Raw genomic sequence first — 24,155 nt, 5'->3', positions numbered from 1 at the left:
AAAATGAAATTCAAACTCAAAATATCGCTCTGTCTATTCCTTGCTCTACCATTATCAGTAATTGCACAGAACAAATACCCTTTCCAAAACACTAAGCTCGATTTTAAGAAGAGGGTTGATGACCTTGTCTCTAGAATGACCTTGGAAGAGAAAGTAGGACAAATGCTTAATGCAGCTCCAGCCATTCCTAGATTGGGAATTCCTGCTTATGATTGGTGGAACGAGGTGCTTCATGGAGTTGCAAGAACTCCATTCAAAGTAACTGTGTATCCCCAAGCAATTGGTATGGCCGCAACTTTCGATAAACAGTCTTTATTTAAAATGGCAGACTATTCTGCATCGGAGGGGCGAGCAATAAATAACAAAGCCATAGAAATGGGGCGTAGCGGAGATCGTTATGTTGGCCTTACCTACTGGACACCAAATATCAATATTTTTAGAGATCCAAGGTGGGGCCGTGGGCAAGAAACCTATGGCGAAGACCCTTACTTGACATCGGTAATGGGTGCTTCTTTTGTAAAAGGTTTACAGGGTGATGATCCTAAATATCTAAAGGCTGCCGCTTGTGCCAAACATTATGCCGTACACAGTGGGCCAGAGCCTGATAGACATGTCTTTAATGCAGAAGTTAGCAAGTACGATTTATGGGATACTTATCTGCCGGCATTTAGAAAATTGGTGGTAGAGAGTAAGGTTGAAGGAGTAATGTGTGCCTATAACGCCTTTCAAACTCAACCTTGTTGTGGCAGTGATCTTTTAATGGTAGATATCCTTCGCAAACAATGGAACTTTACTGGATATGTTACCTCAGATTGTTGGGGAATAGATGATTTTTTTAAGAACCACAAAACACATAAGGATGCTGCATCAGCCTCTGCAGATGCAGTTTTACATGGAACCGACGTAGAATGTGGAACCGACGCCTACAAATCTCTCGTAAAAGCGGTTAAAGAAGGTAAACTGCTTGAATCCCAAATTGATGTTTCTGTAAAACGCCTCTTCATGACTAGGTTCAAGCTAGGTATGTTCGACCCAAAAGAGATGGTTAAATATGCTCAAACCTCATCTTCGGTACTTGAAAGCGATGAACACAAAGCCCATTCACTGAAAATGGCTAGGCAATCAATAGTGATGCTCAAAAATAAAAACAACACCTTGCCCTTAAGCAAGTCGGTTAAAAAAATAGTGGTTTTAGGTCCCAATGCTGATAACCCAATCGCCATACTAGGTAATTACAATGGTACGCCTTCTGTACTTAAAACGGTTCTTCAAGGTATTAAAGAAAAGCTGCCCAATGCTAATGTGGTATATGAAAAGGCAATTAACTTTACCAATGATACGCTTTTGGCTTATAGAAACTATTCAAATCAATGCAGCTTTGATGGAAAGCAAGGTTTTAAGGCAGAATATTTTGCAAATAATGAACTGAAAGGTAATCCTGTTTCAAGGCAAGAACAAAGTTTAGAACATGCTTGGCAAGAAGGACAGCAAGTAGGCGAAGGTATAGTTGCCAGGAATTTTTCAGCAAGATATACAACTAACTATTTGTCAGATGCAGATGGTCCAGTTACTTTCGAAATAGAGGGTGATGATGGTTACCGTTTCAAGGTTGATGGTAAGGAAGTGATTAATGCTTGGACAAGAAATAGATGGGGAGCGCAACAATACAAACTGTTGGCACAAAAAGGTAAATCTTACCAAATCGTACTAGAATACTGGCAGGGCGACGGTAAAGCAAATATTAAGCTAAGTGCTGGAAATTACCAAAAGACAAACTTCATAGCCTTGGTAGAAAGAATTAAAGATGCAGATGCAATTGTGTATGTAGGCGGTATATCTCCGCAACTCGAGGGCGAAGAAATGAAGGTTAATTTTCCCGGTTTTAGCGGAGGCGATAGAACTTCTATCATGCTGCCAAAAGTACAAACCGATTTAATGAAAGCCTTGCACGGTACAGGAAAGCCAGTGGTTTTTGTAATGATGACAGGAAGCGCCATTGCAATTCCTTGGGAAGCCGAAAATATTCCGGCCATAGTCAATTGTTGGTATGGAGGGCAATCTGCCGGCACTGCTGTAGCTGATGTGCTTTTTGGAGACTATAATCCAGCAGGAAGACTACCTGTTACCTTTTATGCGAGCGATTCAGATTTACCCAACTTTTCAGACTATTCAATGACTGGCAGAACATATAGGTACTTTTCTGGAAAACCGCTTTATGGGTTTGGATATGGACTTAGCTATAGTTCATTTAAGTATGAGCAGTTAATAATGCCCGCCCAGATTAAGGGAGGTGCCAGGCTAAATTTAAGCGTAGCGATAACCAATACAAGTAATATTACTGGTGAGGAGGTGGTCCAGCTTTACATCAGCAATCCGAACTCAAAGGTTAAATCTCCAATAAAAACATTAAAAGGTTTTGAGAGGATTGTGCTGAAGCCTGGAGAACGTAAAGTTCTAAAATTTAGCCTTTCGCCGAGGGAACTTTCATTCATCAAAGAAGATGGGGTTGCTCAGGTGATAAAGGGTAAACTCGTGATAAGTGCTGGAGGGTCACAACCTGATGAAATGAACCCAACTTCTGGCAATCTTCTTAAAAAAACCATAACCATACTTTAATACAAATAATGTCCCTTTGGGCACAGCTATTCCCATAGAAATAATATATGAAAAAAATTATCTTGATTTTGATTGGCCTGTACTCAGGTTTATGTCAGGCACAAATTAAATTCACAAATCCAATCATGTCTGGGTTTTATCCAGATCCCAGCGTTACTAAAGTGGGTGATGATTACTATCTAGTAAACTCCACTTTTGCTTACTTTCCTGGTGTTCCAGTATTTCATAGCAAGGATTTGAAGAATTGGAAACAGATTGGAAATGTAATAGATAGACCATCTCAAATGACTTTTTTTGGCGACCAAACCTCTAGGGGGCTTTTTGCTCCGTCCATTAATTTCTTTAAGGGTACTTATTACATGACCTGTACCAATATCGATAAAAATGGAAATTTCGTGATGACGGCTAAAAACCCAGCAGGCCCATGGAGTAATCCGGTATGGCTTCCAAAGGTTAGAGGAATTGATCCTTCCTTGTTTTTCGATCAAGACAAGGCTTATATTGTCTATAATAGTGACCCTCCTGGTAATAAATCGCTTTATCCTGGCCACCGTACCATACGCACATTTGAATTTGATCCAGTAAAGCTCAATGTAATAGGCGAGGAAGTACAATTGGTAAATGGAGGTGTAGACATTAGTAAAAAACCTGTTTGGATTGAGGGACCACATATCTTTAAGCGTGAGAATTGGTATTATCTCTGTGCTGCAGAAGGGGGAACTTCTGTAAATCATTCACAGGTTATTTTGAGAAGTAAAAATGCGACAGGACCGTATATACCTTATGAGAAAAATCCAATCTTAACGCAACGAGACTTGGATCCCAATCGGAAAGACCCGATTACCTCTGCTGGCCATGCCGAACTTGTTGAAGGGCCAGATGGCAAAACCTATGCAGTTTTTTTAGCTGTTAGACCTTATGAAGGTAACCATTACAATACGGGTAGGGAAACCTTTATTGCGCCAGTAAAATGGGAAGATGGTTGGCCAATTATCAATCCTGACCAAAAAGAGATACCCTACCATTTTAATGCTGGTTTTAAAGAAGTAAAACAGACTGCACCACCACAAAGTGGGAATTTTGCCTACAGGACCACTTTCGAAAACAAGATTGATCAATCTCTTTTGTTTCTGAGAACTAACGATACAAGTTGGTATAAGTTAGATAAGGTAAACGGATTGACCATGAAATTGCTACCTGAAACTTGCATGGGCTTAGGAAACCCAGCGTTTATTGGCAAAAGGCAGCAACATTTAACCGGTAGCGCAACCACAGAGATGACATTTGAGGCACAAAAACCCAATGAAAAGGCTGGAATGCTCATCTTTCAAGGAGAATACAATTTTTATTACATCTGTAAGTCGATTAAAGAAGGTAAACAAGTTGTACAACTCTATCAAGGTAATCCAAAAACGAAGACAATGGATTTGATAACAGAAGCACCAATTAGCGGCAAGAAAGTTCAGTTTAAGATCCAGGCGCAAAGAGAATTTTACAGCTTTCATTTCTCAGAAAATTCTGGCAAATGGAAATTACTAAAGGATAAAGCAGATGGGAAGTTCTTAAGTACGCAAACTGCTGGTGGATTTGTAGGCTCACTTTTCGCATTGTATGCAACCTCATCTGGAGAGCCATCTAAAAATATAGCTTCGTACAAATGGCTAGATTATAGTGGAAATGATGCGGTTTATAATAAATAAGGCCCATCAATAGATATCAAGAAAGCAAGATTGCTAGTGTAAACAGAGTTAAATAACCCAAACAAAAAATTGAAAAAGCTAACTACCATATACGATATTGCTAGTGCGTTGGGCATAACCGTCTCTACCGTTTCGAGGGCATTAAGGGATTTTCCAGGAACTAGCGAAAGTACGCGAAAAACCGTTGTAGACATGGCTGCCAAACTTGATTATAGGCCTAATAAATTGGCTTCCGCACTTAAATCTGGCAAAACATACATCATTGGGATAATTGTGCCTAGCATTGAGGCCCATTTTTTTGCATCCATTATCCATAGCATTGAAGATGAGCTAAAGGAAAGTGGTTATAGCATCATTGTATGTCAATCAAGCGAATCACGGTCTAAGGAAGTTAAGGGGTTGAATACGCTGCTAGAAACACAGGTTGATGGTATAATGGCCTCACTTGCCTTAGAAACTACTGATGATGTTTCCCATTTCCAAGAGGTGATTAATCAGAATAAACCACTCATACTTTTTGATAGGGTACACGATAGCCTTAAAGTACCAACTGTAACCATTAACGATTTTAGGGCAGGCTTTTTAGCCGCAAGCCATCTCATTGAAAAAGGATATAAAAGAATAGCCTTTGTAACCACCAGTCATAAGATTAAAATTTTTGGTGAACGACTAGAAGGCTACAAACAGGCGTTACGGATGAATAACATGGCTATTTACCAAGAGGATATCATTCTTGGCGGCCTTTCTATTAAAGATGGAAGGTTTGGGGTGAGCAAGCTACTTAGAAATGAGAATAGACCTGATGCAATTATTGCTGGAGATGATTTTACCGCTTTAGGCGTTGCTCGCAAACTTAGAGAGGCTGGTCTAGAACCGCCAATAATCGGGGTTATGGGTTTCGCAAACGAAGTTTTTTCTTCTTACGTAAGTCCCAGCCTTTCTACGGTAGACCAACACCCAGATTTAATTGGCAAAGAGTGCGTAAAGCTTTTTCTAGAGATGATTAAACAGGCAAATCCTTATGATAAGCTTACACAAATTATAGTGGAACCCACTATTGTGGATAGGCAATCGACAAGATCCTATTTAGAGCAAAAAGTGGTGTAATTGCTATTCGAAAGTTAGCCAATCTAATTCAGTATGGCCATTAGATTTCATTACTATAAATAGATTTTGAATACCAGTTTGTCGTTTTAACAATGGAGCATTAACTTCAATAAAGCTTTCGCTTTGCGGCACTTTTACTTCTGCAATCATAAGACCATCAGGTTTCCCAATGCGAATTTGAATTAAAACCTCTTTAGTTGATTTTGCCTTCAACTTTACATTGTGCAACGACTTGTTACCAAAAGCAACAGTATTATACTGCAACCATGCATTATTTTCGGTAAAAACTGTTTTCCAACCCTTAAATCTATCTGCAGTATCTATAAAATCGATACTCACACCTTTTGAACTAATCTGAGAATACCTGTCTAATTGTATCGTTTTCTTAGCATCAATAACTCCAATTCCCCTTAAAGTTGGAATAACCTTTTTAATAGTTCCGTCTGCATTAAATGTTAAACTATCTGCTCGTATAGATCGAGCCTTATCAAAATTTGGAGAGTAATCATTGTGATGATAAAAAAGATACCACTGTTTCTTGAATTCGATAATGGAATGGTGATTGGTCCAGCAGCCTGTCGCAGATTCATCCATGATAACACCCATTACTTTAAACGGACCAAGGGGATGTTTACCAATGGCATATTCAAGCCGCTCAATTTTGTTTTCTACGTGTGGGTAGGTAAGGTAGTAAAGCCCATTACGTTCAAACATATAAGGGCCTTCTTTAAGTCCTTTGGTAGGTAAATCGCCAAGCGTTTTAACTTCTGATTCTAGCTCTAGCATATTTTCTTTGAGTTTTGCGCCGTATATGTTACCGCCTGACCAGTAAAGATAAGCTTGCCCATCTTTGTCGATAAAGACATTTGGATCTATCCCTTTAACATTTTTAATCGGTGTACTTTCCGGTATAAATGGACCTTCAGGTCTATTGGAAACTGCTACGCCAATGGTAAACCCCTTACCATAAGCAATGGTATCCTTTGGAGTTGTTGGAAAGTAGAAGTAATATTTCCCATTTCTTTCTATGCAGTCTGGTGCCCACATGCTATAACTGTTTGGTTTTACCCAAGAGACATTATTTTGCGTTACAATTACACCATGATCTGTCCAATCGATAAGGTTAGCAGATGAAAAGACATGATAATCTTCCATTGCAAACCACCCCAGTCTTCCTTTTTCCTTTGTTGCTATGATATCATGAGAAGGGTAAATGTACACCCTATCACCGAAAACCCTAGCAGATGGATCTGCAGTATATTGGCTATTAATTAATGGGTTTTGGGCACTAACTGAATTAAAAACTGTTATAAAGCCGAAGCAAAAAACAAGGTGTTTTAGCATACTGGTTTTAGTTAAATATCATTACAAAACCATCATTTCCTTGCAAAGAAACAGTTGTTCTTCCGCTGGAGTTGACGGTAATTTTCTTCGTTAAAAATTTAGGTTTGCTGTCGGCCCCTATTTCTGCCGTAATCAGGTCTGCTTGCTTTCCTTTTAAGAATGACAAGTCAAGGTCCAATGTCTTTTTTATTTTCTCTCCATTTAAACCTGCTATATACCACTTGTTACCAGCTTTTCTGGCCACTACAAATGACTTTCCTGGCTCGGCTTCTATTAGTTTCACATCATCCCAGCTGTTCGGAAGATTTCTTAAAAAATCTTTTACTTCAGTCGAAACATAATTCATTCCTTCTGGGCTTTCTGCATAATGCTGTATGCCAGACAAAAATGCTACAGCCGTTGCAAGCTCGAATGATGGAGTGGTTGCCCTTTTGATATTCGGAATTTTGTAAAGGTTCATCGGGGTAAAATCCATCGGGTCGAAATTGTTCCGAATTAGTGCATTGAGTACCATATGTTCAGGTGCTCGATTTGCTGCGGATTGGGAAAAAGTAATCATTTCGTAACCATGCACAGCTTCAGCAGTCATCAGATTGGGATAGGTGCGCTGTAACCCTCTTGGCAGTGTTGCACCATGGAAATTGAGCATTAACTGATTACTGGCCGCATCTTCCAAAAGATCTTCGTAGTAATTGATCATAGACTGACCATCGCCTGCAAAAAAGTCAATCTTTAGACCCTTAATGCCCATTTCCCTTAAACGGGCAAACTCTTTCATCCTATCGGCATGATTAAGTAGTTTATTTTTTGGTGTAAACTTAACGGTGTTCCAACTTCCAGCAGAATTATACCATAACAGTAACCCTACGTTCTTCTTCTTCGCGTATTCCACTAGAACCCTAACAGAATCATAACCTATTGATTGATCCCAATTGGCGTCCAATAAACAATATTGCCATTGCATATCCGCAGCAAGATCTACATACTTCTTTTGTACTTTATAAACGGTAGAATCATCTTTCTTTAAGATCCAGCTCCATGATGCTTTTCCAGGTTTAACAAACGAGAAATCCATTTTCTTTTGCGGGAGGGCCAAATCCGTTCCTAGTGTAGATTCTGCTATGCTTTTTAGGCTTCCTATTACAATTATTCTCCAAGGTGTTTTCCAGGGTAATGATGATTCTGGAAGAAGGGTTGCACTGCCATTGGTAAATACTTCTGCAGGCTGGGGAAAGTTTATTTTGTATTCGCTATCTGGCGAATGCTGTTGCAATGCGGTACCACAATAACCTCTTCCCAATGCAGTTTCAGTAACCATCAACCAAGTTTCACCATATTTAAATAATGCTGGGTACACCCATCCATTTGATCCTGGAGATGATGTTCCGGTGGCGATATCAGTTCGATAGTAATCCTCGTAAGAAGGATTGGTATGCTCAAAGCCTGTTTGCGCCTCTGCCTTAGGCTGAAGCCAAGCCCTGGTTCCTTCTACAAAATGAAAACTGGTCGCCTCTGCTGTTATCTTTTTGATGTCGGTGCTACGCTCAGGGAATTCGTATTGAAAGGCAACGCCATCATTAGAAACCCTAAATGTGATGTTCATTTTTTTTCCGGTTTTAGTTTTAGTCTCTATAATCCGTTGCATGGCACGATAAGAGATGTTCTTCTTTTTGGCATTAACCATACTGTAGTTATCTACAATAAGTTTGGGTTCAGATACTTTTAAGACGAATAAGTTTTTGGAAAAATCTTCATCTTCTCTTATTAAACCAAGTTTAGATTTGCGGAGAACAATTTGGCCATTTCGAACAATATGATAGGTGTTGGTGCTCATATCGCAACTCAGCACAATTTTTTTATCGGGACTGCTTACCGTATATACGGATTGTGAAAAACTGTTTATGCACAATAGCGATAAAATAGGAAGGATGAGTTTTTTAAGAATATTCATTTGTTTTATTGCTAGTTAAATTTCCACCAATCGAAGTTGAAAAGATTGCCGTTGGAACCTTTGAAAACAAAGAAAAGATCATGAATCCCCGTAATCACTTTTTCTGTCTTAAATACCTGGGTAATCCATTTTTCTTTATTTGTTGCTGGTTTAAGTATAACAGTGCCTATTGTTTGGCCGGTTAAACTATCTGTTCTTATTTCGATACTCGTACCTTCTAATGCTGCGGAAGTTCTTAACTCAATCGATTTTGGTCCTTTTCTAAGATTTACATTCCTCACTTTTAGATAATCTCCAGCACTAATATCAGTTACATATACACCAATACTGGGGTCAAATGCTGTTTCAATTCCATCTTGCCAGGCAATGGTTTCGGCTTGTGTAATTTGATATGGATTTAATGTTTGAATTGCCTTAACACCAGTTACCGTATGCTCAATTCTGGGAATGGAGCCATCTGGATTAAAAGTAAATTCTTCCACAGCAACAGATCTATTAAATCCGCCACCACCTTTTAAGGCGCCATTGTGATAAAAGAAATAAGACTTCCCTTTATAGTCAATTAGTCCGGGGTGATTGGTAAATGCCCCTCCTTTTTTGATGACTGTCATGATGGTATCTCTGTAGTTCCATGGACCTGTTGCAGTTTTACTGGTAGAATAGGCAAGGTGTTCTGGAACTCCCCCGGCTGCATATAACAGATAATATAATCCTTTTCGTTTATGTAGCCAAGGTCCTTCTTCATAAGCTGAAGGTCGTTTGTCTGCATCTTTATAACGAACACTAAAACCTTCCTTGTTTAGGGGAACGGTGATTACTTCGCCAGAGTAGGATATCATATCGGCATTCAGTTTCACATATTTTAGGTAAGGATTGCCCCAATACAAATAAGCTTGGCCATTATCGTCAATAAATACTGTGGGATCAATGTCTCCATTGCCACTGTGCACCAATGGCTTGCCAAGTACATCTTTAAATGGTCCAGTTGGACTTGTAGATACCGCAACTCCAATTGCCATTCCTTTTCCATTTGCTTGATTTACGGGAACATGCCAATAGAATTTTCCGTTTCTAAAGGTACACTGCCCTGCCCAAGCATCCTTGTTAGCCCATTTAAATGTTTCGAGTGATAATGGCGATCCGCGATCTGTCCAGTTGACCATATCAACCGTAGAGTAAGCACGCCAATCTTTCATGGTAAACCAGGTGGACTTGTCTTCGTCATGACCAGTATATAGAAAAACAGTGTCTTTATATACCAATGGTGCTGGATCTGCAGTATATACAGCCTGGACAATTGGATTTTGAGCAATTGTTACGAAAGGTGAGCCAATAAAACTGGCGAAAGCGCATAATTGTACTAATCTTTTAATAGCCATAACTATTTCGCCGAAAATTCCCACCAATCCATGTTTACCTCAGGCGTTTCCGACCCCTTTATGGTTATAAAAAGATCTTGTAGTCCAATCGCCCCATCAACCTTACAGCTAACCGTTTTCCAAGTTTGACCATTACTTGTATTCGGAACGGCCATTTTTCCCACTATTTTACCTGTTGGACTACCTAAACGTAATTCAACTGTGTTGTTACTACCTGTGCTGGCAATAGAAGTGCTAAACTTCTTTGCACCTTTTTTTCCAAAATCTACTCCTTTGATTTTAATCCAATCTCCATTTTTTACATGGGTAACGTTTAAGCCTCCATTGCTACAAGCCTCAGTTTTTACACCCTGTTGTGTGTACATGGTCTCGGCTTCTACACGTTCGTAAGGGTTTAGTCCGTTAACCTGCGATATCCCATCTTCAGTATAGGTTACTTGCTCAATGGTACCGTCTGCTTTATAATTTAGTTTTTCTATCGCCAAATTGCGCTTAAACTCGGTAGGGATGCCCAAGGCGTAGGCCACCTTTCTATTGTGGTAAACATGATACCATTCGCCCTTAAATTCAAATATTCCTTGATGGTTATTATTGTTGTTTTTTGGGGGCTGTGCAGCAACAATGCCGGCATAGGTAAAGCCTGAGGTAGGACTTTTACTGGTCATGTAATCTATTCGCATTTGTGCCCGCGGATTGGTTGAGTATGAAAAATAATAGATCCCATTTCTTTTATGCATCCAAGAAGCCTCAAAGAATGCTGGTGCGGTTATTGAGATCGCGGGGCCATCGGTACTAATCATATCCTTATTCAGTTTAATCACCCTTACATTGCTATCGCCGTTTCCACCAAAATACATATAGGCTTGGCCATCATCGTCAATAAAGGTCATCGGGTCAAATAACCACATATTTGGTGCAGGAAGTACACCTGGTGTTTGGGTCTCGACAAGTTTCTTCCCAATCGGGTCTTTAAATGGACCTGTCGGGCTAGTTGAGGTAGCTACACCAATACCATTTCCACCGTTTCCAAAATAAAGGAAGATTTTTCCATCTCTAGCCACTGCTGCTGGCGCCCAAGTTCTTCCTGCCCAAGCCACGTCTCTTGGTGCTTCAAAAACTACACCATGGTCAGTCCAGTTTTTCATGTCACTGCTTGAAACACAAACAATAGATTTCATTTTATAGCCACTATTTTTTTCTGAGGTATTGTCGTCATCATTAGAAGCATACAGATATATCCTTCCATTGTAAACTAGTGTGCCTGGGTCTGCTAAATGTCGGTAGCCAACAATTACATCATCTGCGTAGCTAGGTTTAATTATACAAAGTGATAGGGAAAAAATAAGAATTGTAAAAATTGCTTTGATGTTCATAAAGTATTCAATTTGGGTGTTTAAATCAATTCCACTAAATTATTGAGACAGGGATTGTGTCACTAGTCTATTTCGTCATATTTACTATTACATTTGATTTATTTTACTTAAAAAGCCAGGGTGACAATTTTGACGAGAAAACATTCATCGCATAGATTTGAACAAAGCGCTAGGTAGGTTTAACTTTTTTGTAAATAGCTTTGGATAACCTAAGTGTAAAACCTTTCCAAATTTTTATAAGCTGTATGAAGAAACTTAAACGATTCACTTTCTTGCTTTATTTTTCTCTGGTTAGCATTAGCTATATTCAAGCTCAGAAAGCACAAAATCCTGTTTTATATGCCGATGTGCCCGATCTCTCAATGATTAGGGTAGGTAAGGTATATTACATGAGCAGTACCACGATGCACATGAATCCAGGTGTGCCCATCATGAAATCTACAGACCTTGTAAATTGGAAAATAGTAAGTTATGCTTATGATACACTTGGAAATTCAGATGAACTTACCTTATCCAACGGAAAATGGGATTATGGGAGAGGGTCTTGGGCAAGTAGCCTTCGCTATCATAATGGGATTTATTATGTGAGCACCTTTTCTGGAACAACGGGGAAAACCTATATCTATAGCACTAAAAATATTGAAAAGGGGCCTTGGAAATGCGTTTCATTTAAGCCATCACTACATGATCACTCTTTGTTTTTTGAAGATGATGGTCGTGTTTATATGGTATATGGTGCGGGTAAAATTATCCTTGTTGAACTAAATGCTGATTTATCAGCCATTAAAATAGGTTCAAAGCCTAAAGTAATCATCGAAAATGCTAGTCTTCCAGCGGGTGCAAATACCGGCTTACCCTCAGAGGGTTCTCAACTGTTCAAAATCAATGGTAAATACTACATCTTTAATATCACCTGGCCAAAAAATGGAATGAGAACGGTAGTGATTCATCGTTCAGATAACCTTACCGGTCCTTATGAAGGTAGAGTAGCGCTCCAAGATTTGGGAGTAGCTCAGGGTGGCTTAATCAATACCCCTGAAGGAAAATGGTTCTCCTATCTTTTTAGGGATTTTGGTTCGGTTGGTCGCATTCCGTATTTGGTTCCAGTGAACTGGGAAGAAGGTTGGCCCGTATTGGGAGATAATGGCAAAGTTCCAGCGGTACTTGATCTCCCAGCGAGCAAAGGACTGATTCCTGGCATAGTGGCGTCAGATGAGTTTAATCGCACTAAAGCAGAACCATTGCTTCCCTTGGTTTGGCAATGGAACCACAATCCTGACCCTAAAAATTGGTCTGTAAACAAACGCCCTGGATATTTAAGAATTACTACTTCAAGAATAGATACAAACATTTTGTTAGCTCGTAACACTTTAACTCAACGTACAATCGGTCCAGTTTCTTCGGGTACAATCTCAATGGACATTGCTAATATGAAAAGTGGAGATAGGGCTGGATTAATGCTCCTGCAGCGCAAATACGGCTGGGTTGGTGTAAAAAACGATAACGGAAAGAGGAAAGTAGTAATGGTTAGTGATCAAAAAGGTACTGTTGAAGGAGAGGAAGTTCCAGATGGGCAACAAACAGTCTTTCTAAAAGCACATTGCGACTTTAAGAATCGCACAGATAAAGGCTATTTTTTCTACAGTTTCGATGGTAAAACCTGGAAATCTATTGGTGAGCCATTACAGATGTCATATACGCTGCCTCATTTTATAGGTTATCGATTCGGCCTTTTCAATTATGCCGTTGAAAACACTGGTGGCTACGTAGATTTCGATTATTTTAGAATTGAGACAAAATAAGACTGTTAAGAGCCTTTTCTATCCATATGCTCACATTAAACTAATAATATAAATATCGACCTTATATCCCTAATCATAAATTAATAGAATGATCCGTATTTGTTTATTTTTTTCTGCTTTGATGATGGTTTTTTTACCTACTAAAGCACAACGTTATGAAAAAACGACCTTAGGAGCCAAAGCAACCATCAATCAAACTACAGTTGAAATTCAGTTTTATAGCCCTACGCTTGTAAGGGTTCTAAAATGGCCAGCAGGCAACACCTTCACTAAGCAAAGCCTATCTGTTATAAAGGTACCTGAAAAAACACCAATAAAAATTCAAGAAAATAAAGATAGGCTTCTAATATCCAGTAAGGAATTGGTGGCAACCCTAAACCTGAAAGACGGTCAAGTTACTTTCAGAAGGCCAGATGGTACAGCTTTACTCAATGAAAAAGGAGCAGGATCTTCTTTTACCGATTTTACCGATTCCGGAACAAAAACATATACAGTTGCCCAGTCATTTGTACTTGAAAAGGAGGAACCTATTTATGGATTGGGTATTCTTCAAAATGGCAAACTATCGCAAAGAAATCAAAAGATAAGGATGGTGCAGAACAATACCTGGGACTTCGTTACTTTCTTTCAGTCGATAAAAGGTTATGGATTATTTTGGGACAACTATTCTCCCACTACTTTTAATGACAATGCAGAGGAAACTTCTTTTAGTTCTGAAGTGGGCGATGGCATAGATTATTATTTTATGTACGGCGGGAATGCTGACGGAGTAGTTGCTGGTATGCGAAACTTGACTGGGCAGGTGCCAATGTTTCCATTGTGGACTTATGGGTTCTGGCAAAGTAAAGAACGGTATAAAAGCCAAACTGAGTTGGTAGGTGTAGTTAAAAAATATAGGGAACTTGGGGTTCCGCTTGATGGGGTGATACAGGATTGGCAATACTGGGGGAACAATTATTTGTGGAATGCCATGGATTTCCTCAATCCCGAGTTTTCAAACCCGCAAAAAATGGTCGATGATGTGCATAATCTTAATGCTCATCTTATCATTTCTATTTGGTCTTCATTTGGACCTGCAACCAAACAATACCATAAGCTAGACAGTATTGGAGCACTTTTCAATTTTGCTACATGGCCAGAGTCAGGCTCGGAAACTTGGCCCCCAAACATGAATTATCCTTCGGGTGTTCGAGTGTACGATGCTTATCACCCAAAAGCACGAGATATTTACTGGGATTTTTTGAACAAAGGACTTTTTTCTCGCAAGATTGATGGTTGGTGGATGGATTCTACCGAGCCAGACCATCTCAGTTTTAAACCTGCCGATATGGATACCAAAACCTATTTGGGTTCTTTTCGTAAAGTACGCAATGCTTACCCCTTGATGGCTGTAGGTGGTGTTGCTGAACATCAGCGTGCAGCAAGCGCCGATAAACGTGTGTTTATCTTAACTCGTTCTGCTTTTGCCGGACAACAGCGCTATGGAGCAAATACGTGGTCGGGTGACATTACTTCTTCGTGGGAGTCGCTAAGAAACCAAATTCCCGCCGGTTTAAATTTCTCATTATGTGGCATCCCTTATTGGAATAGCGACATTGGTGGTTTTTTTGCTGGCGGATACAACAAAAGTTGGAACGATGGTTCGGGCGCTAAGAACCCGCTATTTCAAGAGCTTTATGTGCGCTGGTTGCAATTTGGAGCGTTTACACCAATGATGCGTTCGCATGGTACAGACGTTCCACGAGAAATTTACCAGTTTGGGGAAAAAGGCGAACCCGTTTATAATGCCATAGAGAGCGCGATCAAACTACGTTATTCCTTACTGCCATACATCTACTCTACAGCACGGGAGGTTACGAATGAGCAATCAACATTTATGAGAGCGTTGATGATGGATTTTAGTAAGGATAAGAATGTTTCAAATATTAACAATGAATATCTTTTCGGTCCATCTATTTTGGTAGCACCAGTAATAAATGCACAATACACACCCGAAACCATTGTAAAGACGAATGAAAAAACGGGTTGGAACAAAAAAGACAATGATAAAGAAAAGGCAACCGTTACTGAAACCTTTACCCAGCCTAAAGCTACGAAAGTGTATTTGCCAGCTGGCGTAGCTTGGTATGATTTCTGGACCAACCAAATGCACAATGGCGGTCAGGAAGTTTTAAAAACAACTACTTTAAGCACCATTCCTTTATTTGTAAAAGCTGGTAGCATAATCCCAATAGGTCCCGATGTGCAATATGCCTCTGAAAAAAATTGGGATAATTTAGAAATTAGGATATATGAAGGTGCCGATGGAAGCTTCACTTTATACGAAGATGAAAATGACAATTATAATTATGAAAAAGGAATTTATGCAACAATCAATTTTAATTGGAATAACAAAACCAAAACACTAAGTATAGCAGATCGCAAAGGTAGTTTTCCTGGAATGTTAAGCAGTCGTAAATTCAAAATTTTGAAGGTAATGGCAGATCAAAGTACGGAAACAGGTGTTAAAAATGATCATAAAGAAATTACTTATATGGGGCGGAGAATAGCTGTAAAGTTTTAATTTATTCAAGATTATAAAAAAAGAATGAAAAATAGAATCAGCAAGCTTTCTGCTTTAATGATACTTGCATTATCGCTATCTGCAATGGCTCAGAACCCCATTATCCAGACAAAATTTACTGCAGATCCAGCCCCATTGGTACATAAGGATACAGTTTATCTTTATACCACACATGATGAGAATAATGCAGGCCCAGGAATGGGGAAATTCTTGATGAAAGACTGGCTTTTGTACACTTCAACCGATATGGTAAATTGGACTGATCGTGGTGTAGTCGCTTCTTTAAAAAGCTTTAGCTGGGGAAGACAAGATAACGGAGCATGGGCACATCAATGCATAGAGCGAAATGGCAAGTTTTACTTGTATTGCACCGTGCAGGGAAGTGGAATCGGCGTATTAGTGGCCGATAGCCCTTATGGGCCATTTAAAGATCCTTTAGGTAAAAAACTAGTTGGAGGTGATGATATTTGGAGCACTATTGATCCTAGTGTGTTTATTGACGATGATGGGCAGGCTTACCTATATTGGGGCAACCCAAGCTTATGGTATGTGAAGTTGAACAAAGACATGATCTCCTATTCTGGGGAGATTGTCAAAGTTCCAGAAGTAGGTAAGGCAAAAGGCCAAACCACCCCAGATGTATACCATTATCAGGAGGGGCCTTGGGCTTACAAGCGAAACGGCCACTATTACATGAGTTATGCCTCTACCTGCTGCCCAGAAGGCATCGGATATGCCATGAGCAACAGCGCAACCGGTCCTTGGGAATACAAAGGATACATCATGAAACCAAACGGAAAATCGAGCGGCAATCATCCAGGAATAATTGATTACAAAGGCAAATCTTATGTTTTTGGTTTCAATTTTCGTCTAAACTTTATGCTTGCGGATCTACATCACGAAAGACGGTCTGTATGTATAGAAGAACTGAAATACAATCCAGACGGAACAATTACTGAAGTGCCTTGGTGGTCTGAGACCGGAGTTAACCAAGTAGGTTCATTTAATCCGTTCAACCGTATTGAGGCAGAAACCATTAATTGGTCAGAGGGCGTTAACACACTAAAGGATAATAGCACAAACCAAATGTATGTTACCAATATTAATGATAATGATTTCATCAAAGTACGTGGGGTAGATTTTGGTAAAAGCGCCAAAAAATTCGAAGCGAATATTGCGGCTGTTTCGGGTGGACGTATTGAGATAAGAATCGATGATAAGGCTGGAATCTTATTAGGCACCCTGAATGTGAAAAGCAATGGCGCAAGTAAAGCCTGGAAAACGATAGCTTGTAACCTTAAAGAGATAAAAGGAAAACACGATGTATATCTGGTATTTAAAGGAGGCAAAGAAAATCTTTTTGACTTCGACTGGTGGCAGTTGAAAGCAAAATAAATCCAATCATAGCAGATAAATTGTACACAAAGTAGATCAAGAATTTAAAGTAATGAATACAACTCTTAAGCTGTTCCTGAATTGTTGGCTGATTGGCCTTTTAAGTGGTGGCTCGTTTTCCTTCGCACAAGAAAAACCATACTTCTCTAAACCTGTAGGGAGTACAAGGTATAAACTAATGTATAATGAACCCAGCGCAAACTGGAATGAAGCACTTCCTATAGGTAATGGTTTTTTAGGGGCAATGGTTTTTGGAGGAATACAACAAGAAAGACTTCAACTAAATGAGACGACTATTTGGGGCGGTGGACCAAACAACAATGTTGATACGGCAGCGAAAACAGCTATCAATGAGGTTAGGAGTTTATTGAACCAAAAAAAGTATGTAGAAGCGCAAACCTTGGCAAACCAAAAACTGGGGCCAAAAGGCAATAGCGGAATGCCATATCAATTGGCGGGTAACCTATATATTGATTTCCCCGGTCATGAACGTGCAGAAAAATATCATAGAGACCTAGATATCGAAAACGCAATTGCAACAGTTAGCTATACAGTTAATGGGATAAGGTTTAAAAGGGAGTATTTTACTTCATTCACCAAAAACGTATTGGTAGCCAGGTTAACTGCAGACCATCGCAATTCAATTAATTTTAAAGCAAAGCTACAAAGTCCGCTTGCGCAGAAAATGTACGCTAAGGATAAAGATTTAATACTTTATGGAAAAGGAAGCGACCATGAGAATCAGAAAGGTAAAGTACAGTTCAATGTAGTAGCAAGAGCAAAAACAATAGGAGGTCTTTCTCGTGTAGACAGTTCAGGTATTGTGATTGAAAACGCAGATACAGCAATCATTTTCCTAGCCATCGCCACTAATTTTGTTAATTATAAGGACCTATCGGCAGATCCACTTGCTCGAGCATTAAATACGCTCAATAATGGACATCTTGAAAATGTAGAAGAATTATTGGCCACGCATCGCACGTTTTACAAGAATTATTTCAATCGTGTTAAGCTTGATCTTGGAACTTCTAAAGCAATGGCAAAGCCTACCAATATCCGCATTCAAGAGTTTGCAAATGGAAATGATCCGCAACTGGCCGAACTTTATTTCCAGTTTGGAAGATACCTGCTTATTTCATCTTCGCAGCCAGGTTCACAGCCTGCCAATTTACAAGGGATTTGGAATGGCGAACTAAAAGGGCCTTGGGATAGTAAATATACGGTTAACATCAACACAGAAATGAACTACTGGCCTAGTGAAGTTACCCAGCTTTCGGAGTTAAATGCCCCATTGTTTAACATGATTAAAGATCTTTCTGTAACAGGTATAGCTTCAGCAAAGCAAATGTATGGCGCAAGGGGATGGATGTTACATCATAATACCGATATCTGGCGTAGTACGGGGATAGTAGATGGTGCATTTTGGGGGCTTTGGCCAACCGCTAACGCCTGGCTTTGCCAACACTTGTGGGAACATTATTTGTACACTGGAGATAAGGCTTTTTTGGAGAAATATTATCCAATCATGAAATCAGCATCACAATATTTTCTGGATGCGCTCCAAACTAATCCAGATCATAATTGGCTAGTTGTATCACCTTCTGTATCTCCAGAGCATGAATATTTAAACGGCAAAACAGCTGTTTCTGTAACTTCTGGGGCAACAATGGATAATCAGCTAGTTTTTGATTTGTTTAGTAATACATCAAGGGCCGCAAAAGAACTTAAGGTTGACCATTCGTTTGTCGACAGCTTAAATCTTTTCAAGGATAAGCTACCCCCAATGAAAATTGGTAAACATGGGCAGTTACAAGAGTGGCTAGAAGATTTAGATTCACCTACAGATAACCACCGACACGTATCTCATCTATATGGTTTGTACCCAAGTAATCAGGTTTCCCCATTTCAAAATCCTAAGTTATTTGCAGCAGCTAAAAATGTTCTGCTTTATAGAGGAGATGTATCCACTGGTTGGTCGATGGCTTGGAAAATTAACCTGTGGGCAAGATTGCTTGATGGAAACCATGCCTATAAATTAATTACAGATCAGATTAAGCCCGTTACCCAACAATCTGGAGGAACCTATCCCAACTTCTTCGATGCACACCCTCCATTTCAGATAGATGGTAATTTTGGTTGTACTGCAGGAATCTCAGAAATGCTCATACAGAGTCATGATGGAGCCATTTATCTATTACCCGCATTACCTGATGCTTGGCCCAAGGGGAATGTGCAAGGTTTAGTGGCACGAGGAGGTTTTAAGATAGACTTAGAATGGGAAGGTAAAAAAATTACCAAACTGGTTATTTACTCAGCTTTAGGCGGCAATTGCAGGCTTCGATTAAACCAGCAAGCCTTAAATAAAATGGTTAAAAAAGCAGTTGGACAGAATAAAAATCAACTGAATCAGGGTGCAATGATTAAAGAAGCAATAATGGCCGAAACAATCAATGACCTGAAGATAGAAACCCCTGACACCTGGCTGTACGATTTCATGACGACGCCTGGAAAAAGCTATGTTATCATTGATAAAAAAGAAAACTAAATATATTGTTATGAAAAAATCACTATTTACAGTAATAGCCTTATTGATCTGCCTAGGTGCAGCTAATGCTCAAACAGGCCAAGCTCCCGAAGGATTTGACCAATTGAACACTTCCATCGCCCATGGTAAATTAGATACCATTACTTATGATTCAAAAACCGTTGGGGTTAAACGTCACGCTGTGGTTTATCTTCCGCCAAACTACAACAAACAAAAAAAGTATCCAGTGCTTTATCTATTACATGGAATAGGTGGCGATGAGTTTGAATGGTTAAACCAGGGAAGGCCAGAAAGAATCATGGATAATCTTTATGCACAGAAGAAAGTAAAAGACATGATTATCGTGTTGCCAAATGGAAGAGCGATGGAGAACGACCGTGCCACGGGAGATATCATGGCAAAAGATAAAGTGGCTGCTTTTGCTAATTTCGAACGTGATTTGCTAGACGACCTTATCCCTTTCATAGAAAAACAATATCCTGTTATCAGTAATAGAGAGAGTCGTGCCCTTGCTGGATTATCTATGGGAGGTGGACAATCGTTAAATTTTGGACTGGGCAATTTAGGCACATTCGCTTGGATTGGTGGTTTTTCATCTGCACCTAATACAAAAATGCCAGATCAGTTGCTACCCAATCCTGCCACTGCAAAAGATCAAATTAAACTGTTATGGATTTCCTGTGGAGATGAAGATCGCTTACTTGGGATTAGCGAGCGCACCAGGGATTACATGATTGAGTATAAAGTGCCACATATTTTCTTTAAAGAACCCGGAAAGCACGACTTTAAGGTTTGGAAAAATGATTTGTATCTTTTTTCTCAACTCTTGTTTGTGAAAAAATAGGTATGGGTTTCGAATTCCTATCGGCTGGTGAGACACCAGCCGAAATAAACGGAATTTTTTGGTCGTTTAGACACAGATCGTTAGAAAAAAAACGTTACGTGCATTACGATACCTAGTCAAGCTATCAATGACAAATATGGTGGGTTAAGCAAATCGCAACCCATCAAATTCACACAGGCCAAACCCACTACGCCACGGCCTTGAATCATTTCGACGGAGAACGCATTCAAACTTATCCACTACCTTACAAAAACCACAACCCAAGACAGAAAGCAGTCCGATTTTTCTTCGGACCTTTTTCTGTCCCCATAAAAGTTTGGATAGCGTAATCCTAGTAATGATTCACAGCCTTGAACTTTTGGTCCTTTTGGTTCAAGCCAAAAGGACTTGACCCTTCGGCCGTCAAGGGCCGAGGCAAGCAAGAGCGTCGGACTAACTATCCTGTATAATAGCTTGTCATCGATTGATTTTATCTACTTTACGGCAACGCCCGTTGCCGTTTGAACAATTTTCTTTATCGTACCATCCGCATTATAAAACATTTCGTCAATACAAATAGACCGTCTGTAGCTTCCACCAGTTGGCAACGAGCCGTTATGATAAAAGAAATAAGATTTACCTTTATAATCTAACACACCAGGATGAGTGGTAAAACTATTAGGTACGTTTTCTTGTATAATGCCTTGATAAGTCCAGGGCCCTGTAATGCTTTTAGCTGTACAATATTCAATCATCTCTGGCTTGGTGCCTTTGCTTGCGTATAACAAATAATAAAGATCATTTCTTTTGTATACCCAAGGTCCTTCTATATAGTTTTTCGGAGTGATGATGGTAATCTCTCCATCCATTTCAATCATGTTCTTTTTTAACTTTACCCATCTGCAACTCCCATTTCCCCAGAACATGTAAGCCTGTCCATCATCATCAATCATCACCGTTGGGTCAATATCATCCCAAGCATGTTTTAAGTCTGTGGTCATTTCGTTAATTACCAAGGCTTTTCCAATGGCATCTTTATAAGGCCCAGTAGGATGATCAGAAACGGCAACACCTATAGCCGCTCCGCCATTACTTCTATCATCCTTTTTATGGAAGGTAGACACAAACCAGTAAAATTTGCCATCTCGCTCTATACATTGTGCAGCATAGGCATCACCCGTTGCCCATGAAAAGGTTTTGGGAGAAAGGGCTGCTCCATAGTCTTTCCAGTTAACTAAATCCGTGGAAGAGAAAACGTGCCAATCGGGCATCTTATAATTAGTTGCAGAAACTGACGCCGTATCATGACCAGTAAATAGAAAAACGGTATCTCTGTAAACAATTGGAGCGGGATCTGCCGTAAAGATGTGCTTGATGATAGGGTTTTGGGCGCTTGCCCAAAAACAGCTAAATACTAGCGATATCGCAATTAAAATATTCTTTTTCATTTCAGTACTATATTAAGATTCATTTAAACCAGCAAATAGTTTTTACTTCTTAAAATTGATTACTTCCCAATAAGCTTTTTTCGGCTTAAATTGAGCATCAAACAATAGCGGATAATTTTTTCTTCCCGCAACAGGGTAAGAGTCAAGCCAGGTTCTACGGTCCGAAATATTCCAAAACGTAACATTCGTGATTACATTTTTGTATCTCCTAAACACATCAAATACCATTTTGTACTTTGCCATTTGCTGGGCTTCCAATGCCGGTGTAAATTCATCAGGTTCGTTTGCGCCTCTTGCACGTTTAAATTTCTCCCATGGGTATACGGAAATGTCAAGCTCCGTAAACTGAATCTTGAGCCCTAGAGACGAATACTTTTCAATTGCAGTGACCAGCTCATTTTCAGTAGGTTCATATATCGACCAATGTGCCTGTAGCCCTACGCCATCAATTGGAACACCTTTCTCCTTTAAACTTTTGAGGAGCTTGTAAAGCCTTTCTCTTTTTTCAGGACGTTCGGTATTATAGTCGTTGTAGTACAATTTTGCATCTGGATCTGCAGCATGTGCATATTCAAAAGCTTTAATGATAAAATCCTCTCCACATATTTGGTACCACTTAGAGTCACGAAGGTATTTGGTCGAATCATCATCAATGGCTTCGTTTACCACATCCCATGCATATATGTTTCCTTTATATCTACCAACTACTGCGTCGATGTGGCTTTTTAACCTTTGTAAAAGCACTTCTTTGCTAACTTGTTTTCCATCTTTATCTACAAAAAACCAAGAAGGAGCTTGTTCATGCCAACAAAGGTTATGTCCCCTCACTTTAATGTTATTTTTCATGGCAAAACTTACAATTGAGTCGGCTGTAGACCAATTAAATCTTCCCTCAACAGGCTGCATCATCTCCATTTTCATGTCGTTCTCTGCCGTAACGCTATTAAATTGTTTTTTAATGAGCATTGCTTCTTCTCCAGCTAGGTTTCTTTTGCCAACAGCAACACCAATAGAGAAATAGTCTTTGTAAAAATCTTTTAATCCACGAGGATCATCTTGGTAGTTTAGGGCTGATTGTTTGGTTTTGCATGCCCCTAAAATTATAATGAGAAATATAGCTATAACATAGCTACAGCTGATAGTTGGTCGGTTCATAGGTATTCTTTCTAAGGTTTCATCAAACTATTGAATGCATGGTCGTCTAGCATTTGAAAAGTGTTGATTTGGATAGTGGGTAAATATCTTTATGTGCTTATTCTTTCAATTGGTAACCTAAAAGGGATAACATTTTTGTGCCATATCTTTTTCCCAACATGCGATAGCCCTCCGCAGAAAAATGAAGGTTGTCAGGTCCGTCTGGGCAACCAGCTGAAGAAATTACATATGAATTGGGAATGGTTTGAGGCAAGGTTGCAATGATGGCATTCATGCTAGCGCAAACACCACCTTGATCCGCATTTACTACCTCGCCAGCAAGTAACGGAATAGATTTGGCGTCTAGGTTAAGGTCTGCCAATAGATTTTGATATACATTTTTAACCTTGTCAGGCCACGTTTTATCACCAGTATTTGATTCGCCCTGATGCATCAGAATTCCTTTGATTACGCCACTTTTTTGAGCAACTTTTGCCATTTCTACCAAGCGGCCATAAGGATTTCCATCATATTCCTTCAGCATTCCTTTCATCCATTCTGGAGCAGTTACCGTGTAAGATTGATAGTTGTCCTTATCGAAAAGTTCAATTTTGCAACCACCAACCGCAACATTAATTACACCTACTTTAATGTTTTTTGGAAGATTGGCAACTAACGTTCGGCCAAAATAGTCTACTGGACCCAACCCTGTTTTGCACCTTGCCAAAGGAGGTACTGCGGTATACCAGTTGCCCTTGGTTCTATTCAAGTTTGCACAATTAACCGCCTCTAATATTTGAAAGCGTTTATCTATATCGATAGTGTCTTGCGCTTCAAAAGCAGCACTTCCCTCCATGTTTGATTGACCAAAAGATAGGAAGATATAAAAATCAGGGTCTTGTGAAAATGAAGGTAAACTTGTGAACAGCAATGCTGAGCAAAATAAAATGGCTCGTAAACTTTTCATACTATTAT

At 39.5% G+C, this 24,155-nt stretch carries 15 protein-coding genes; 8 read left to right on the top strand and 7 right to left on the bottom strand.

The genetic code is table 11. The features are described 5' to 3' along the window. Window positions 1–3: 3 nt before the first annotated feature. The 3 genes from EZ428_RS02465 (at window position 4) to EZ428_RS02455 (ending at window position 5,423) form a co-directional block, all read left to right on the top strand. The gene (locus EZ428_RS02465; protein ID WP_131551520.1) at window positions 4–2,616 is read left to right on the top strand and encodes a glycoside hydrolase family 3 C-terminal domain-containing protein; all 2,613 of its coding nucleotides are present in this window, start codon (window positions 4–6) and stop codon (window positions 2,614–2,616) included. A 47-nt stretch (window positions 2,617–2,663) separates the two neighbouring features. Continuing rightward, complete coding sequence (locus tag EZ428_RS02460) at window positions 2,664–4,316, top strand: glycoside hydrolase family 43 protein (protein WP_131551519.1); 1,653 nt, start codon at window positions 2,664–2,666, stop codon at window positions 4,314–4,316. Between the two features lie 69 nt (window positions 4,317–4,385). Beyond that, window positions 4,386–5,423: a LacI family DNA-binding transcriptional regulator gene (locus EZ428_RS02455; protein ID WP_131551518.1), complete on the top strand. Its 1,038-nt coding sequence runs from the start codon at window positions 4,386–4,388 to the stop codon at window positions 5,421–5,423. 3 nt (window positions 5,424–5,426) lie between these two features. Here EZ428_RS02455 and EZ428_RS02450 read toward each other — a convergent pair whose 3' ends face one another. The 4 genes from EZ428_RS02450 to EZ428_RS02435 are packed head-to-tail and all read right to left on the bottom strand — an operon-like array spanning window position 5,427 to window position 11,470. Then, window positions 5,427–6,767 (bottom strand): family 43 glycosylhydrolase, encoded by a 1,341-nt coding sequence (locus tag EZ428_RS02450; protein ID WP_131551517.1) that lies wholly within the window; start codon window positions 6,765–6,767, stop codon window positions 5,427–5,429. Window positions 6,768–6,774: 7 nt separating this feature from the next. After that, window positions 6,775–8,718, bottom strand: coding sequence for a glycoside hydrolase family 97 protein (locus EZ428_RS02445; protein ID WP_131551516.1), 1,944 nt, complete (start codon window positions 8,716–8,718; stop codon window positions 6,775–6,777). Window positions 8,719–8,729: 11 nt separating this feature from the next. Then, window positions 8,730–10,097, bottom strand: coding sequence for a glycoside hydrolase family 43 protein (locus tag EZ428_RS02440; RefSeq protein WP_205945588.1), 1,368 nt, complete (start codon window positions 10,095–10,097; stop codon window positions 8,730–8,732). A gap of 2 nt (window positions 10,098–10,099) precedes the next feature. Then, window positions 10,100–11,470, bottom strand: a complete 1,371-nt coding sequence (locus EZ428_RS02435) for a glycoside hydrolase family 43 protein (protein WP_131551515.1) — start codon at window positions 11,468–11,470, stop codon at window positions 10,100–10,102. 245 nt (window positions 11,471–11,715) lie between these two features. On the opposite strand from EZ428_RS02435, the gene EZ428_RS02430 reads away from it, so the two are divergent. From EZ428_RS02430 to EZ428_RS02410, 5 genes are all read left to right on the top strand, one after another. Next, a complete protein-coding gene (locus EZ428_RS02430; protein WP_131551514.1) occupies window positions 11,716–13,272 on the top strand; it encodes a glycoside hydrolase family 43 protein in 1,557 nt (518 codons plus the stop codon). An 88-nt stretch (window positions 13,273–13,360) separates the two neighbouring features. Next, a complete protein-coding gene (locus EZ428_RS02425; protein WP_131551513.1) occupies window positions 13,361–15,835 on the top strand; it encodes a glycoside hydrolase family 31 protein in 2,475 nt (824 codons plus the stop codon). A 24-nt stretch (window positions 15,836–15,859) separates the two neighbouring features. Next, on the top strand, window positions 15,860–17,230 hold the full coding sequence (locus EZ428_RS02420) for a glycoside hydrolase family 43 protein (RefSeq protein WP_131551512.1): 1,371 nt from the start codon (window positions 15,860–15,862) through the stop codon (window positions 17,228–17,230). 52 nt (window positions 17,231–17,282) lie between these two features. After that, a complete protein-coding gene (locus tag EZ428_RS02415; protein ID WP_131551511.1) occupies window positions 17,283–19,775 on the top strand; it encodes a glycoside hydrolase family 95 protein in 2,493 nt (830 codons plus the stop codon). Window positions 19,776–19,785: 10 nt separating this feature from the next. Next, window positions 19,786–20,619: an alpha/beta hydrolase gene (locus tag EZ428_RS02410; RefSeq protein WP_131551510.1), complete on the top strand. Its 834-nt coding sequence runs from the start codon at window positions 19,786–19,788 to the stop codon at window positions 20,617–20,619. Window positions 20,620–21,092: 473 nt separating this feature from the next. Here EZ428_RS02410 and EZ428_RS02405 read toward each other — a convergent pair whose 3' ends face one another. From EZ428_RS02405 to EZ428_RS02395, 3 genes are all read right to left on the bottom strand, one after another. Next, entirely contained in the window at window positions 21,093–22,046 is a 954-nt protein-coding gene (locus EZ428_RS02405; RefSeq protein WP_131551509.1) for a glycoside hydrolase family 43 protein, read from the bottom strand. A gap of 42 nt (window positions 22,047–22,088) precedes the next feature. After that, window positions 22,089–23,201, bottom strand: a complete 1,113-nt coding sequence (locus tag EZ428_RS02400) for an endo-1,4-beta-xylanase (RefSeq protein ID WP_131551508.1) — start codon at window positions 23,199–23,201, stop codon at window positions 22,089–22,091. Between the two features lie 97 nt (window positions 23,202–23,298). Then, window positions 23,299–24,147 (bottom strand): sialate O-acetylesterase, encoded by an 849-nt coding sequence (locus EZ428_RS02395; RefSeq protein WP_131551507.1) that lies wholly within the window; start codon window positions 24,145–24,147, stop codon window positions 23,299–23,301. Window positions 24,148–24,155: the final 8 nt, after the last annotated feature.

Source organism: Pedobacter frigiditerrae (genome assembly GCF_004331645.1).
GTDB lineage: Bacteria > Bacteroidota > Bacteroidia > Sphingobacteriales > Sphingobacteriaceae > Pedobacter > Pedobacter frigiditerrae.
This window is presented reverse-complemented; position numbering and strand designations above follow the sequence as displayed.